Raw genomic sequence first — 15,099 nt, 5'->3', positions numbered from 1 at the left:
GTGGAGCGTGAAACTCGGGGACCGGTCAGCTGCCGAGCGCGTCGGCGAACGCGTCGACGACGCGCTGCTGCTGGTCGGGGGTGATCTGCGGGTACAGCGGCAGCGACAGGATCCGGTCCGCCGCCTTCTCGGCGTTCGGGAAGTCGCCCCGGACGTACCCGAGATGGCGGTACGCCGGTGTCAGGTGGACGGGCGCGGGATAGTGCACCCCGGCGCCGATGCCCTCGGCGCCCAGCTTGCCGACGACGTCGTCGCGGTCGGCGCCGGCGACCTGGACGACGTACAGGTGCCAGACGTGGAGGTTGCCGGGGTCCGTGACCGGGAGGACGACCCGGCCGTCGGCCGCGAGGCCGGCGAGGAGTTCGTCGTAGCGGGCGGCGGCCGCCCGGCGGGCCGCGTTACCCTCCGCCAGCCGCGCCAGTTTGGCGCGCAGGACGACGGCCTGGAGGCCGTCCAGGCGGCTGTTGAAGCCGGGCACGTCGTGCCGGTACTTCGCGACTCCGCCGTGGTTGGCGATCGCGCGCACCAGGCCCGCGCGTTCCTCGTCGTCGGTGAGCACCGCGCCGGCGTCGCCGTAGGCGCCGAGGTTCTTGCCCGGGTAGAAGCTGGTGGCGGCGATGCCCGCGCCGCCCGGGGCGCGTCCGTCGCGGGTCGCGCCCTGGCACTGGGCGGCGTCCTCGACGACCCTTACGCGATCCGGGAGCTGTCCGTGCAGCGCCGCCACGTCGGCCATCTGCCCGTAGAGATGGACGGGGACGACGGCACGCGTCGCCGGGCCGACCGCGTCCAGCGCGGCCCGCGGGTCGAGCAGGTGGCTGCCGGGCAGGCAGTCCGCGAGGACCGGGCGGGCCCCGATCCTGGCCACCGCGCCGGCGGTGGCGATGAAGGTGTTGGCGGGTACGACGACCTCGTCGCCGACGCCGACACCGCCGGCCCGCAGGGCGAGTTCGACGGCGTCGGTGCCGTTGGCGACGCCCACGCAGTGCGCGACGCCGCCGAACTCCGCGTACTCGTGCTCGAATCGGCGCACCTCGTCGCCGCCGACGAAGGCGGTGCCCGCCAGGATCCGGTCGAATCCGGCCCGCACCTCGTCGGCGACCTCCTCGTGGGCCGCTCGGAGGTCCACGAGTGGTATCCGGTTCATGTCAGCGGTCCCCCCACTGTCCGTGTCCGCAGTTCTTCCAGCGCGGGCGCGTCCGCCGCGCGCAGCCGCCGGGCCGGGCTCCCCACCCAGACCTCGCCCGGCGGTATGTCGCCGAGCACGGCACTCCCCATCCCGACCAGCGACCAGGCGCCGACCGTCGTGCCCTCCCTGACCAGGGCCCCGGAGCCCACGTAGGCGCCCCGCTCCAGCCGTGCCCCGCCGCCCAGCCGGACGCCGGAGGCGAGCGTCGCGCAGTCCTCGACCACGTCGTCGTGGGTGAGGACGGTCTGCGGCATCACGGCGACATGCGCGCCCACCCGGACGGCGGCGGTCAGCGCGCAGTGCGCGAGCAGGACCGTGCCGGGGCCGACCTCGCAGGTCGAGGACACCGCCGCCGTCGGGTGGACGACGGTGGCGTAGCGGTCGGCGGGCAGTCCGAGGCGGCGGACCAGCCGGGCGCGGGCCGCGTAGTCCCGGGGGTTGCCCACACAGACGACCACCCGTGCCCCGGGCAGCTCGTGCACCAGCTCGCAGCCGCCGAGGACCGGAACGCCGTCCACCTCGGTGCCGTGCAGGGCGGGGTTGTCGTCGAGGTGGCCGAGCAGCTTGAACTCGCCCGAGTCGGCCGCGGCCCGCGCGGTCTCCCGGGCGAAGCCGCCCGCACCGACGATCACGAGTCCGTTCATCTTCGGGCCTGTTCGCGCAGCGCTGCCACGACACGGTCCTGCTGGGCCTCGGTCATCGTGTGGAACAGGGGCAGGATCAGCGAGTCGCGGGTGAGGCGCTCGGTGACCGGCAGCGGTGCGCGGGGGTGGTCCGCGTAGGCGGGTTCGAGGTGCGCGGCCATGATCCCGCGCCGGGCGGAGACGCCGGCCCCGGAGAGTGCCGCGAGCAGGTCGTCCCGGCCGGCCGGGAAGTCCCCGTCCAGCAGCACCCAGTAGGACTGGAAGTTGCTCTGCCCGTGCGCGGGGTCGCGCACCGGGGTGAGGCCGGGCACGTCGTGCAGCAACGTGTCGTAGCGGGCGGCCAGTTCGCGGCGTCGGGCGATCATCGCGTCGAGCTTGCCGAGCTGGACGAGTCCGATGGCGGCCTGGACGTCCGTCATCCGGTAGTTGAAGCCGACTTCCAGGTAGCTCTCCAGGACCGGCTTGTCGCTGGCGTGGCGGTCCGCGGCCGAGGCGTTCATGCCGTGCTCGCGCAGCCGCCGCAGCCGGGCCGCCCACTCGGCGTCGTCGGTGGTGACCATGCCGCCCTCGCCGGTGGTGACGAGCTTGCGCGGGTGGAAGGACCAGGCGGCGAGCAGCGCGCCGTGGCCGACGGGCTTGCCGCCGACGGTGGAGCCGATGGCGCAGGCCGCGTCCTCGACCAGGGGCAGGTCCAGGTCGGCGCAGGCGGCGCGCAGGGCGTGCACGTCGGCCGGGACGCCGCCCTGGTGGACGGCGAGGACGGCCTTGGTGCGCGCGGTGCGGACCACGTGCACGGTGTCCGGGGTGAGGTTGCCGGTGGCCGGGTCGACGTCGGCGAACACCGGCTCGGCGCCGACGTACCGTACGGCGTTGGCGGTGGCGATGAAGGAGAGCGAGGGCACCACGACCTCGTCGCCCGGGCCGATGCCGAGGGCGACGAGGCAGAGGTGCAGGGCGGTGGTGCAGGAGCTGACGGCGATGCCGTGCTCGGCGCCCACCCGCTCGGCGAAGGCCTTCTCGAAGGCGGCGACCCGGGGGCCCTGGGCGACCCACCCGGACAGCACCGCGTCGGAGGCGGCCCTGGCCTCCTCCTCGCCGAGCCAGGGGACCATCACCGGGATGCGGTCGGTGCTCACCGGGCGCCCTCCCGCTCCGCGCGCCACCACTGGACCAGGTCGCGCAGCCCGGTGCGCAGGTCGATCCCGGCCGTGAAGCCGAGCCGGTCGGCGGCCTGCGAGGTGTCGGCGAGCCGACGGACCACCGAGTTCACCGAGCGGGCGGGTCCGTGCACCGGCTCCATGCCCTCGGCCCCCATGGCCTCCAGCAGCCCCTCGGCCAGCTCCTTCAGCGAAGTCTCCGTGCCGCTCGCGATGTTGAAGACCTCGTCGGTCAGATCGGCCCCGGCGGCCAGGACGTTGGCCCTGGCGATGTCGCGGACGTCGACGAAGTCCATGGTCTGGGTGCCGTCGCCGAGGATCAGCGGCGGCTCGCCCGCCTCGATGCGCTCCATCCAGCGGATGAGCACCTCGGTGTAGAGGCCGTGGATGTCCATCCGGGGGCCGTAGACGTTGAAGTAGCGCAGGGCCACGTAGTCCAGCCCGTACATGGCGTGGAAGCTGCGCAGCATGCCCTCGTTGAAGGCCTTCGCGGCGCCGTAGAAGGTGTCGTTGTTGTACGGGTGGTGGCGCTCGGTCGTCGGGAAGGTCTCGGCCATGCCGTAGACGGACGCCGAGGACGAGGCGACCACCTTGGCGACCCCGGCCGCGGCCGCCGCCTCCAGGACGTTGAAGGTGCCGTCGACCAGTACCTCGTTGGCGAGCCGGGGCTCCTCCGCGCACTGTGTGATGCGGATCGCGGCGAGGTGGAACACCAGGTCGGCGCCCTCGGTGACCTTCCGTACGGTGCCGGCGTCCCGGACGTCGCCCTCGACGATCTCCACGACACCGCTGGGCAGGGCCTGGGCGAGGTTGGCCCGCCGCCCGCGCACGAAGTTGTCGAGTACGACGACCTCGCGGGCGCCGCCCTCGGCCAGCAGGTCGACGAGGTTGGAGCCGATGGTGCCCGCTCCCCCGGTGACCAGGATCTTCTTGCCGCGTACGCTGCTCAACTGCTGTGCCCTCTCGGTGGATTGCTTGCTCAACGCCCGGCGCGCAGGCCGACGACCGCGCCCTTGAAGTCGAGGCTGCGCGAGGCCGCCTCGAGAATGTCCAGCACCCTGAGGCCGGCCCGGCCGTCGGTGAGCGGCGCACGGCCCTGCCGGATCGCGTCGCCGAACTCGTCGACCATGCTGCGCAGCGCCTCCTTCTCCCCGATGGCGGGCGCGACCATGTCCCCGGAGCGGTAGGAGACGAGCATGTCCCGGCGTTCGTCCGCGCCGATCTCCTGGGGCGAGGCGAGGTCCACGCCCCGGTCGAAGACCGCCACCCGCTGGGCGGGGTTGAGGTCGTCCCAGATCAGGGTGCGCTTGGAGCCGCCGACCATGGTGGTGCGCACCTTGGTCGGGGAGAGCCAGTTGACGTGCACGTGGGCGATGGCCCCCGTGCTGAGCTGGAGCGTCAGATAGGCGACGCAGGCCTGTCCGGCGCCGATCGGGTCGGCACCGTGGGCGGCGACGGCGACGGGCTCCACGCCGGCCGGCAGGATGAAGTCCAGGATCGACAGGTCGTGCGGGGCGAGGTCCCACAGCACGTCGATGTCCTTCTGGACGAGTCCGAGGTTGATGCGGACCGAGTCGACGAAGTGGACCTCGCCGAGTTCGCCGGAGCGGACCAGTTCGCGGATCCGGCCCACCGCGGGCGTGTAGCAGTAGGTGTGGTCGCACATCAGGGTGAGGCCGCGTTCCTCGGCCTCGGTCACCAGGCGCATCCCGTCGGCGTAGGTCGCCGCGAGCGGCTTCTCCACGAGGACGTGCTTCCCGGCGCGCAGGGCGGCCAGCGCGATGTCGAGATGGGTGCCGGCGGGCGTGGCCACGGCGACCGCGGAGACGGTCGGGTCGGCGAGGACGGCCGCGTAGTCCGAGGTGGCCTCGACCGTCGAGTAGCCGCCGAGGACCCGGCGGGCCCGGTCCACGTCGAGGTCGCACAGCCAGCGCAGCCGGAAGCCCTCGCAGGCCTGGAAGTTGCGTACCAGGTTGGGCCCCCAGTAGCCGGCTCCGACGACCGCGACCCCCAACGGCTCCTGCGTCACTGTCTTCCTCTTCCTGTGGTCCATCAGTAGGCCCCCGTTCCGCGCACCACGACGGCACCGGTGCGCGCCAGGATCGACAGGTCCAGGCCCATCGACCAGTTGTCCACGTATCCGAGATCGAGCCGGACCGCCTCGTCCCAGGGCAGGTCGGAGCGTCCGCTGACCTGCCACAGTCCGGTGAGGCCGGGCTTCACCAGCAGCCGGCGCTTGATGTCCGGCGAGTACTCCTCGACCTCCTCGGGCAGCGGCGGCCGGGGCCCGACGAGCGACATCTGGCCCTTGACGACGTTGAAGAGCTGCGGGAGTTCGTCGAGCGAGCTGCGGCGCAGGAAGGAGCCGACGCGGGTGATCCGCGGGTCCTCCTTCACCTTGAACAGCAGTCCGTCGCTGTTCTCGTTGAGGTGCTCCAGTTCGGCGCGCAGTGCCTCCGAGTCGGGCCGCATGGTGCGGAACTTCAGCATGGTGAAGTGGTCGCCGTACCGGCCCACCCGCTGCTGGCGGAACAGGGCGGGGCCGGTGCTGTCCAGCCGGACGACCAGGGCGATCGCCAGCATCGGCAGCGCGAGGAGCGCCAGCAGCGCGGACGCGAGAAAACGATCCAGGAGTTCCTTGGGCAGCCGGGAGAGCCGGGAGAGGTTCGGCGGCTTGATCCGTACCAGCGGCACCCCGTTGGTGGGCCGTACCGCCAGCCGGGCGGCGGACACGTCGGTCAGCACCGGGGCGAGCAGGAAGTCGACGCCCTGCACGGCCGCGGTCCAGGACATCCGGCGCAGCACGGAGGAGTCGAACTCGGGTGCGGGCAGCACCACCACGGTGTTGATGCCGAGGGCCCGGACGACGTCGTTCATGCCGCCGACGCCGCCGAGGGCGGGAAGCCCCAGCTTGCGTATCTCCCGGGCGTTCTCGGGATCGGTGAGGCAGACGCCGGCGGCCTGGAGCTTCGGGGTGCCGCCGCGCCTGAGCACCGCGACCAGTTCCACGATGCCGTGCGACGGCCCGACCAGGAGCGTCGCGCTGCCGTCGCGGCTGCGCGCCCAGCGCCGGTGCAGCCGGCGGCGCAGTGTGTACCGGCCCGCGAGCGCCAGCCCGGCGGCCGGCACCGCAGCCATGATCATGTCATGGAGGAGGTCCGAATCCCGGGTGAACAGCCAGTACGCGGCGGCGGCGAGCGCCGGCAGCGCGACGGCCCCGCGGAGCACCCGTCGGTACTCCTCGGTCCCCAGACCGAGCGTGCCGCGGTCGTAGGAACGGTGGGCCAGCATGGCCACGATCCAGGTCGGGGGCAGCACCAGGGCCACCGCCCAGCGGCCGTAGGCCGCGTGGATCAGAAAGGCCGCGGCGACGGCCGCGAGGCCGTCCGCGACCAACAGGACAATGCGGTACTTCCGTTCCCAGCGTCTTCGGCGGCCAAGTGGACTCCTGCGCTCCACGACCGATTGCTCATGCGTGACCTCAATGGTCATGCGCCCCCCACCACATGCGCGGCTAGCTCTGGCCGATGTGCCCCCGGTCAGGGCGGCACTGGAAAGAGAGGGAGCTTCGGCGGTTCCCCAACCGCCTCATGCCCCCGGCATGCTGGTACGTACTGGTTGTTCTGATTGTTCAGATCCGTTCAACTGCCGGTCCGTGACGTGCAGTCAAGAACGAGTTCCCCACCCAAACCGGTCCGGCGGCCATCAATCTAGACCACGCGCCGCACTCTCGGGAACAGTTGGACGAAACACATGTCGCAATAGTGACGCCGACGGCATACTGCCCACGTGACGAGCATCGTGATCCCGGCCCACAACGAGGCCCGAGTCATCGGCCGACTCCTCGATTCGCTGTTGGCCGATTCCTCACCCGAGGGCGACGCCGACATCGTGGTCGTGTGCAATGGCTGCACGGACGACACCGCCCGCGTCGCGTCCCAACGCGGGCCGCGCGTAAGGGTGGTGGAGATCCCGGTGCCCTCCAAGCACGCGGCGCTGCGGGCCGGCGACGACCACGCGCGCGGCTTCCCGCGCCTCTACGTGGACGCCGACGTCGTGATCGCGGGCGCCGACGTACGGGCGCTGACCGAGCCCCTCGCCGACGACGCCTCGGGCATCCTCGCCACCGCCCCGGAACGCCGGATCCCGCTGGCCTCCTGCGCCTGGCGGGTGCGCGCCTACTACCGGGTGTGGCAGCAACTCCCCGTCGTACGCGAAGGGTTGTTCGGCCGGGGCGTCATCGCGGTCTCCAGGGCCGGGCACGCCCGGATCGCCGCGCTGCCGCCGCTGATGGCGGACGACCTCGCCGCGTCCCTCGCGTTCGCCCCGGAGGAACGGCTCGTGGTCGGCGCGGCCGGGGTCGTCATCCAACCGCCGCGCACCTGGCGGGACTTGATCAGACGGCGGGTCCGGGCCGCCGTGTCCACCGCCCAGGTCGAGCGGCACCAGGGTCCGGAAGGAGCCTCGGCACGCACCAGCAAGGCCGACCTGAAGACGCTGCTGCGCCGGGAGCCGAGGCTGCTCGTGGCCGTCGTGGTCTTCGTCGCGGCGGCGGTCGTCGCGCGCAGAAAGGCCGAAAAGGCCATCCGGGCCGAGGACTTCGGCACCTGGCTGCGCGACGAGAGCAGCCGGCGGAACTGACCGCACCGCACCCGGAGTTCCTCCTCCGCACCGCACCTGGAGTTCTTTCCTTGTATCTCACCGACCGCTCCCGGCCCGCCCGGGCGGACACCGACCGGGACCGAAGACACGGGCCGGGGCGCGGGGTCGCCCCGGTGGTGCTGGTGCTCGGCACGGTCAGCCTGATCACCGACATCTCCTCGGAGATGGTCACCGCCGTCCTACCGCTCTACCTGGTCACCACGCTCGGCTTCAGCCCGCTGGGGTTCGGCACCCTGGACGGCGTCTACAACGGGGTCAGCGCCCTGGTCCAGCTCACCGGCGGCCACCTCGCCGACCGGGTCCGCAACCACAAGCTGCTGGCCGGGCTCGGCTACGGCCTGTCCGCGCTGTGCAAGCCGCTGCTGCTGCTCGCCGGCAGCATCGGCACCCTCGGCACGGTCCTCGCCCTGGAGCGCACCGGCAAAGGTCTGCGCACCGCCCCGCGCGACGCGATGATCTCCCTGTCCACCCCGGCCGAGCGGCAGGGCCGCGCCTTCGGCGTGCACCGCGCGATGGACACCACCGGCGCGATGCTCGGCCCGCTGGCCGCCTTCCTCATCCTGCGCGCGGCGGCCGACGGTTACGACGCGGTGTTCGGCGTGAGCGCGTGCGTCGCCGCGCTGGGCGTGCTGGTGCTGGTGCTGTTCGTGCCCGCCAGGAGGAAGGAGCCCGGGACCGGCGCGCGGAGCGCCCCGGATCCCGGGCCGCCCGTCCGGCTGCGCGAAGCCCTCGCGCTGCTGCGCGTCCCCCGGCTCCGCGCCCTCGCCGGCTGTGCGGCGCTGCTCGGCCTGACCACCGTCAGCGACGCCTTCGTCTACCTGCTGCTCCAGCGGCGGGCCGGTGTCGGCGAGCAGTGGTTCACGCTGCTGCCGCTGGGCACCGCCGTGGTGTTCCTGCTGCTGGCCGTGCCCGTCGGCGCGCTCGCCGACCGCGTCGGACGGCGCACGGTGTTCCTCGCCGGACACGCGGCCCTGCTCACCGCCTACGCCCTCCTGCTCTGGGCCCCGGCCACCCCGGTCCTGGTCCCGCTCGTCCTCGCCCTGCACGGCACGTTCTACTCGGCGACCGACGGGGTGCTCCCGGCCGCCCTGGCCGGCCTCGTGCCCGAGGAACTGCGCGCCAGCGGGCTCGCCATCGTCGGCACCAGCCAGGCGCTGGCCCGGTTCTGCTGCTCGCTCGCGTTCGGCGCGGCCTGGACGGTGTGGGGCGACGGCCCGGCGCTGGCCGGCTCGGCGGTCGGCCTGCTGTGCTGCGCGGCCGTCGCGGGCCTGGTGCTGCGGCCGGCCGGCGGCGCCCGATGACCAGCACGGCCGTACCGGCGGCCACGCCCGGCACCGCACACCGAACGCCACGGGGAACCAGGGGAACAAGATGACTTCCATGCGCCGCCGTCTGCTCGTACTCGTCGCGGCGGTCCTGGTGCTCGCCGCGGTGGGCACCGGCGTGGTCCTGCACGCCGCCGACCGCGCCGACGAGGAGAACCGGCCGCGGGCGGGCGACCCCACGGTCAGCGCGGGCCGGCTCACCCTCGGCCAGAAGAGCCGTCTGATGTTCGTCAACGCGGCCGCCGGACCGCACCGCACCGCCGTCGCCTCGGTCCCCTCCGCCGATCCCGGGGGCGACCGGACCGCCTCCGGCCTCAAGTGCGTCCGGTTCTACGCGGCGGCCGGCACCGGCATCTGCCTCCAGTCCGACCCCGGTGTCCTCAAGCAGAGCAACCGCGCCGTGCTCGTGGACGCGGACCTGCGCACCAGGCGCGCCTTCCCGCTCGCGGGCACCCCGAGCCGGGCCCGGGTCTCGCCCAGCGGCCGCTTCGCCGCCTGGACGGTCTTCGTCTCCGGCGAGTCGTACGCGTCCGCCTTCTTCTCCACCCGGACCTCGGTCCTGGACACCCGCACCATGCGGCTGACGCCCAGCCTGGAGACCTTCTCCATCGTCAAGGACGGCAAGCCCTACCACGCCTCGGACGTCAATTTCTGGGGCGTCACCTTCGCCACCGACGACGACACCTTCTACGCGACCCTCAACACCGCCAACAAGACGTACCTGGTGCGCGGTTCGCTGTCCCGGCGCACGGTCACCACGCTGGTCGAGAACGTGGAGTGCCCCTCGCTCTCGCCGGACGGCACCCGGGTCGCCTTCAAGAAGCGGGTGCTGTCCCGCACCGACCTGTGGCACGAGTACGTCCTCGACCTGCGCACCCTGCGCGAGACACCGCTCGCCGAGCGCCACAGCGTCGACGACCAGGCCACATGGCTCGACGACGACACGGTCGCCTACGCGCTGCCCACCAGCGGCGACGTCAAGAGCACCGACCTGTGGAGCGTGCCCGCCGACGGCACCGGCAAGCCCCGGCTGCTGATCGCGGGCGCGTCCTCGCCGGCCCCGCTGTAGGTCAGGGCAGCGTCCAGAACCGGACCGTGACGAGGTAGAAGACGACGGCCCAGAAGACCATCGCCACCGCGACGATCCCGAGGCCGCGGAGGTTGCTCCGTACCGCGGGCTCGTCCGGTGGCGGCCGCAGCCACCGGCCGAGCAGCGGGTTCACGTAGTAGGGCATGGTCAGGAAGCTCATCAGGAAGCTGGACAGCAGGTTGCCCACGAGCAGGCCGATCCAGAGCTTCAGGTGCAGCGGGGACAGGGCCAGTGTCAGCAGGACGACGGTCGGGTACAGGCCGACCCAGATGGCGAGCGAGGTCCGGGTCTCGGAGGGCGGCGGCGGAGCCTCCTTCGCGTTGCCCTCGAAGGCGAACCAGCTGCCGAACGAGTTGTCGATCGTCCGCAGTTCGAAGTCGCTGAACCGCTCGCCCTCGGCCAGCATCCGCTGCCGCTCGGGCGAGGTCAGCCAGGCTTCGAGGTGCTCGGCGCTGTCGTAGCGGTAGAGCGTGGTCCACTCCTCCTGGAGTCCCTCGATGGGGCGGAACAGCTCGGTGCCGCGGAAACCCTCGAACCGGCTCTCCTCCTGGACCATCCGCCGCTGCCAGTCGAGGAAGTCGTCGACCCGGTTCGGGGGGACGCGGTGGGTGACGACCACGGTGACCAGCGGGTCCAGCGACCGGGTGCCGCTGCTGACCACCTGCTGGGTCGCCGGGCCGTCGAAGTACTTGGCGCCGACGTCGAGATACGTCTGCCGGGTACCGCTGTTGATCCACGCCTGGAGATGCGCCACCGAGTCGAACCGGTACACGACGACCCAGTCGGGTTGCAGGGGCGTCGGCGGGGAGATCTCGGCGCCGAGGAAACCGGGGTAGTAGGCGGCCGCGGTGTTGAGGTCCTCCTGCCACGACTCGAACTCCCGCTCCCGCCCGGGCAGGACCTTCTGGCCGATGATCGCCGTCGCCGCCGCGGCCACGTTCCGTGCGGTGCTCATGGCGGCTCAGCCCGCCGACACCGGCCGTGCCGCGGGGAGCCGGCCGTAGACGCGTTCCGGGGTCAGCGGCAGCGCCCGGTAGCGGACGCCCGTGGCGTCCTGCACCGCGTTGGCGAGCGCGGGGGCGACCGGGTTGATGCAGCACTCCGCCATGCCCTTCGCCCGCATGGGCCCCACCGAGTCCGCCGAGCCGACCAGGAGCACCTCGGTGCGGGGGACGTCGGCGAAGGTCGGGATGCGGTAGTTCCGCAGGTTCGGGTTGACCATGACGCCGTCGCCGTCGACCTGGTGGTTCTCGGTCAGCGCGAACCCGATCCCCTGCGCGACACCGCCCTCGATCTGTCCCCGGACCTGCGCCGGGTTGATGACCACTCCGGCGTCGGCCGCCTGCACGCTGTACAGGATCCGGATCTCGCCGGTCACCCGGTGCACGGCGACCCGGAACCCGTGGGTGTTGGAGGTGACGCTCCGGGGCGAGCCGTACGCCTTGCGCGCGGCCGTGAAGCGGATGCCCCGCGCACGCGCCAGCGCGACGAGTTCGGCGAGCGGCACCCGCCGGTCCCCGCACCGGACTCCGTCGTCGTCCATCGTGCACATCACGACGTGGACGCCCGTGTGCGCGGCGGCGAACTCCAGGATGCGGTCGCGTACGGCGTTGGCGGCGCGCAGCACGGCGTTGCCCGCGACGAAGAGGCCGGCGCTGGCGAAGGCGCCGGTGTCGAACCCGGTGCGGTCGGTGTCGGACTGCACCAGGCGGATCCGGGAGGGGGTCGTGCCCAGCTGGTTCGCGGCGATCTGGACATGGGCCGTGGAGGTGCCCTCCCCGAACTCCACGGTTCCGACGGCCAGTTCGTAGACGAGGTCGTCGCCGAGCGTGACCCAGGCCTCGGAGATGTGCTCGGTCGGGGGCGCCGTCTCGTGCAGGGAGCTGCCCACCCCTGCTCCGACCAGCCAGTCGGGGCCGGGGTCCGGCCGGTCCGCGGCGGCGGCCAGGGCCTCGCCGACCAGGTCGATGCACCGGGCGAGTCCGTCCTCGGCGAAGACGACGTCGTCGGGGCCGTCGTGCAGGGCGACCAGCGGCTCGCCCGGCCGCACGATGTTGCGCCGGCGCAGTTCCAGCGGGTCGAGGTGCAGGGCGCGGGCCAGTTCGTCCATCGCCGACTCCACGGCGAACGCGGGCTGGGTCATGCCGTAGCCGCGCAGCGCCCCGCTGGGCACGGTGTTCGTGTAGACGGAGTACGCGTCGTACTTCTTGTTGGGACAGCGGTAGATCATGACGGCGGCCCCGCCCGCGCAGAGCGTCTCGCCGCCGTGGTTGCCGTAGGCGCCGGTGTTGGACACGTTGCGCACCTGGAAGGCGGTGAGCGTGCCGTCGGCCTTCGCGCCGAGCCGCACCGTCAGGGCCATCGGGTGCCGGGGCGAGGCGGTGGTGAACTCCTCCTCGCGGGTGAACTCCAGGCAGGTGGGCCGCCCGGTGTCCAGGGTGGCGAGCGCCACCAGGTCCTCCGTGATCACCTCCTGCTTGCCGCCGAACCCGCCGCCGACGCGCTTGCAGAACACCCGCACCTGGTCGGGACGGAGCGCGAACAGGTACTCCAGTTTGACCTTGGCGATGGACGGCGACTGCGAGCTGGTGCGCACGTGCAGCCGGCCGTCCCGCAGCCAGGCGATGGATCCGTGGGTCTCCAGGTGCGCGTGCTGCACCCGCGGTGAGAAGTAGGTGCCCTCGTGGATCACGTCGGCCGCCCGGAACCCCGCGTCGACGTCGCCCGTGTGCGCGTGGAGTTCGAGCAGGACGTTGTGGACCGGGTCGCGGACGAACGGGTCGTCGGATCCGTGCAGTTGGGGGGCTCCGTCGGCCATCGCCGCCTCGGGTTCGAAGACCGCGGGCAGCACTTCGTACCGGACCACGAGACGCCGGCAGCCCTCCTCGGCCGCCCCGACCGTGTCGGCCAGGACGGCGGCGACGCGCTGGCCGGCGAAGCGGACGGTGTCGTCGAGGACATAGGTGTCGTCCGGATCGACCAGGTGATCGGTGTGGATCGCCGTGGTGAAGCGTCTGCGGGGCACGTCCTGCCAGGTGTAGACCCGGTGCACGCCCGGCACCGCGAGGGCGGCGCTGCTGTCGACCGAGAGGATCCGGGCGTGCGCGTGCGGTGAGTGCAGCACCTTGAGGTGCAGCATCCCCTCGATCCGGGTGTCCATGGTGAACTCGGCGCGGCCGGTCACCACGTCGCGGCCGGCGGGCGCGCCGACGCTCGTCCCGACGGCCTTGCCCGGTGCCGCCGTCTCCACCGCACCGACGCCCTGCACGGCGTCCTCGATGGCCCGGTACCCGGTGCAGCGGCACAGGTTGCCCTTCAGCGCCCTCGGCAGATCCGCCTTCTGCTCCTCGGTGAAGGCGGCCGACGTCATGATCATCCCCGCGGTGCAGAAGCCGCACTGGAAGCCCGGGGCCTCCTCGAACCGCCGCTGCACGGGGTGCGGGGCGCCGGGCCGTCCGAGGCCCTCGATCGTGGTCACCTCGCGGCCGTCCGCGCGGAACGCGGGGGTGATGCAGCTGTGCACCGGGGCGCCGTCGAGCCATACCGTGCAGGCGCCGCAGTCGCCCGCGTCGCAGCCCTTCTTGACGCCGAAGTGGCCGAGTTCCCGCAGGAAGGTGCGCAGGCACTGGCCGGGGGCGGGCTCCCGGTCGAATTCCCTGCCGTTCACGGAGTAGTTCATGCCGGGCCCCCAGCCATGAGTTCGCGGCGGATCTCCTCGGCGAAGTGCCGGGTCAGGTGCCTGCGGTGGTCGGGGGTCCCGTTGGGATCGTCGAACCAGACGTCGGCCGGTATCGCGTCGACGCTCCGCCGCAGGGTCCGGGCGTCGGGCAGGGTATCGAAGGCGAGACGGACGGGCCGCGTGGTGCCGGCCGTGACGGTGAGCAACAGGCCGTCCGCTCCCGGGCGTTGCGTGCCGACGAGGAACACGGTCGAGCGGCCGAGCCGGGTCAGGGAGAAGCGCCGGTGCGCCGAACGTCCGCGCAGCGCGGGCCCGGGGACGGTGACGCGCCGGAGGATCTCCCCGGGGGCCAGGACGTTGCGGTGGTCGCCCGTGACGAAGTCGGCGGCGTCGACGAAGCGGACGGAGCCGTCGGGCGCCCACAGTTCGTACCGTGCCTCCAGCGCGACCGTCAGCGTGATCATCGGGCCGGCGGGCAGGGACATGCAGATGTTGCCGCCGACGGTCGCCGCGTTCCAGACCTTGAACGAGGACAGGAACGCCTCACAGCTCTTCCGGAAGAGGTCTGCGGCGGTCCACTCCTCGGGCCACGGGAAGCCGTACAGGTCGCGGACGGTGCAGGTGGCGCCGATCTCCAGTCCGCCGTCCGCCGGGGCCAGGGGCGCCCAGCCCAGCGCGGTGAGGTCGATCAGCCGTCGCAGGTCCGGCTGGTCCGTGGAGTAGAGCCACGTGCCGCCGGCGAGCCAGGCGTCGCCCTCGCGCCAGTCCCGGCCCGGCCGCTCGGACGGTCGCCGGATCACTTCGGTGATGGTGTTGAGGTCCATGGAAACCGACCCATGGGAGAACGGACCTGCGGGAGGACAGCCGCCTCGGTGCGCCCGTCGGCGCTCACACGTGGTCGGACCCTCGCGTTGTCCGGCTGTCGCGTTGTCGGAGTCGTCGGGCACAGACACTCCGCTCCAAGGATATCGCAGCACCCGGGCGAGGGCCCGCCGGACCACGACCGAAGGTGGCCGCTCGGCTCCGGACGGCGACCACCTTGGCGATCCCGTGCGCTCCGAGCCCGCCGACACCCCAAGTGGCCGCCACGGCTCGCGAGTTCGCAGGGGGACCGGACGTACATCGCACGCCGGGCCGAGTCCGCGTACGTCCACGGCCGCACCGCCCTCGACGCGTACGGGCCGCACCGGGCCGGTCCCGTCGACTCCACGCGGGGCATTTACGCCGGCCGGCAATCGCCGCGTCGAATTGCAGGAGCGCGGACCGGTATCACCCCGATACACCGCGCCCGTTTAGGCCAGCGTCTTTCAGGCCGGAGATGGGGCACCGTGCTTTCCGCCGGAAGACGGCTGAACC

Annotated in this window: 12 protein-coding genes; 3 read left to right on the top strand and 9 right to left on the bottom strand. The window is 72.6% G+C overall.

What is annotated here, in order from left to right:
• Positions 1-25 precede the first annotated feature (25 nt).
• The 6 genes from ACZ619_RS27570 to ACZ619_RS27545 are packed head-to-tail and all read right to left on the bottom strand — an operon-like array spanning position 26 to position 6,383.
• Complete coding sequence (locus ACZ619_RS27570) at positions 26-1,144, bottom strand: DegT/DnrJ/EryC1/StrS family aminotransferase (RefSeq protein WP_469604215.1); 1,119 nt, start codon at positions 1,142-1,144, stop codon at positions 26-28.
• The gene (locus tag ACZ619_RS27565) at positions 1,141-1,830 is read right to left on the bottom strand and encodes an acetyltransferase (RefSeq protein ID WP_469604212.1); all 690 of its coding nucleotides are present in this window, start codon (positions 1,828-1,830) and stop codon (positions 1,141-1,143) included. The genes ACZ619_RS27570 and ACZ619_RS27565 overlap by 4 nt, the downstream gene beginning before the upstream one ends.
• A complete protein-coding gene (locus tag ACZ619_RS27560; protein WP_469604210.1) occupies positions 1,827-2,966 on the bottom strand; it encodes a DegT/DnrJ/EryC1/StrS family aminotransferase in 1,140 nt (379 codons plus the stop codon). Before ACZ619_RS27560 ends, ACZ619_RS27565 begins: the two co-directional genes overlap by 4 nt.
• A complete protein-coding gene (locus tag ACZ619_RS27555) occupies positions 2,963-3,937 on the bottom strand; it encodes an SDR family NAD(P)-dependent oxidoreductase (protein ID WP_469604207.1) in 975 nt (324 codons plus the stop codon). The genes ACZ619_RS27560 and ACZ619_RS27555 overlap by 4 nt, the downstream gene beginning before the upstream one ends.
• 29 nt (positions 3,938-3,966) lie before the next feature.
• Entirely contained in the window at positions 3,967-5,016 is a 1,050-nt protein-coding gene (locus ACZ619_RS27550) for a Gfo/Idh/MocA family protein (protein WP_469604205.1), read from the bottom strand.
• Between the two features lie 23 nt (positions 5,017-5,039).
• Positions 5,040-6,383: a sugar transferase gene (locus tag ACZ619_RS27545; protein ID WP_469604202.1), complete on the bottom strand. Its 1,344-nt coding sequence runs from the start codon at positions 6,381-6,383 to the stop codon at positions 5,040-5,042.
• A gap of 393 nt (positions 6,384-6,776) precedes the next feature.
• On the opposite strand from ACZ619_RS27545, the gene ACZ619_RS27540 reads away from it, so the two are divergent.
• The 3 genes from ACZ619_RS27540 (at position 6,777) to ACZ619_RS27530 (ending at position 10,043) form a co-directional block, all read left to right on the top strand.
• Positions 6,777-7,628 (top strand): glycosyltransferase family 2 protein, encoded by an 852-nt coding sequence (locus tag ACZ619_RS27540; RefSeq protein ID WP_469604199.1) that lies wholly within the window; start codon positions 6,777-6,779, stop codon positions 7,626-7,628.
• Positions 7,629-7,678: 50 nt separating this feature from the next.
• Positions 7,679-8,950, top strand: coding sequence for an MFS transporter (locus tag ACZ619_RS27535; protein ID WP_469604197.1), 1,272 nt, complete (start codon positions 7,679-7,681; stop codon positions 8,948-8,950).
• A 70-nt stretch (positions 8,951-9,020) separates the two neighbouring features.
• On the top strand, positions 9,021-10,043 hold the full coding sequence (locus tag ACZ619_RS27530) for a TolB-like translocation protein (RefSeq protein ID WP_469604194.1): 1,023 nt from the start codon (positions 9,021-9,023) through the stop codon (positions 10,041-10,043).
• 1 nt (position 10,044) lies between these two features.
• On the opposite strand, the gene ACZ619_RS27525 is transcribed toward ACZ619_RS27530, so the two are convergent.
• Genes ACZ619_RS27525 through ACZ619_RS27515 form a run of 3 tightly spaced genes read right to left on the bottom strand, consistent with a single transcriptional unit; the run spans position 10,045 to position 14,567 of the window.
• Positions 10,045-11,019, bottom strand: a complete 975-nt coding sequence (locus ACZ619_RS27525; RefSeq protein WP_469604191.1) for an antibiotic biosynthesis monooxygenase — start codon at positions 11,017-11,019, stop codon at positions 10,045-10,047.
• A gap of 6 nt (positions 11,020-11,025) precedes the next feature.
• Positions 11,026-13,743 carry a molybdopterin-dependent oxidoreductase gene (locus ACZ619_RS27520; protein WP_469604189.1) on the bottom strand — a complete coding sequence of 906 codons (2,718 nt, stop codon included), beginning with the start codon at positions 13,741-13,743 and terminating at the stop codon, positions 11,026-11,028.
• Positions 13,740-14,567 carry an FAD binding domain-containing protein gene (locus ACZ619_RS27515; protein WP_469604186.1) on the bottom strand — a complete coding sequence of 276 codons (828 nt, stop codon included), beginning with the start codon at positions 14,565-14,567 and terminating at the stop codon, positions 13,740-13,742. Before ACZ619_RS27515 ends, ACZ619_RS27520 begins: the two co-directional genes overlap by 4 nt.
• Positions 14,568-15,099: the final 532 nt, after the last annotated feature.

This window comes from Streptomyces sp. NPDC104367, from assembly GCF_055583825.1.
Note: the sequence above shows the minus strand (reverse complement) of the source record. Positions and strands in the feature narration are given on the sequence as shown.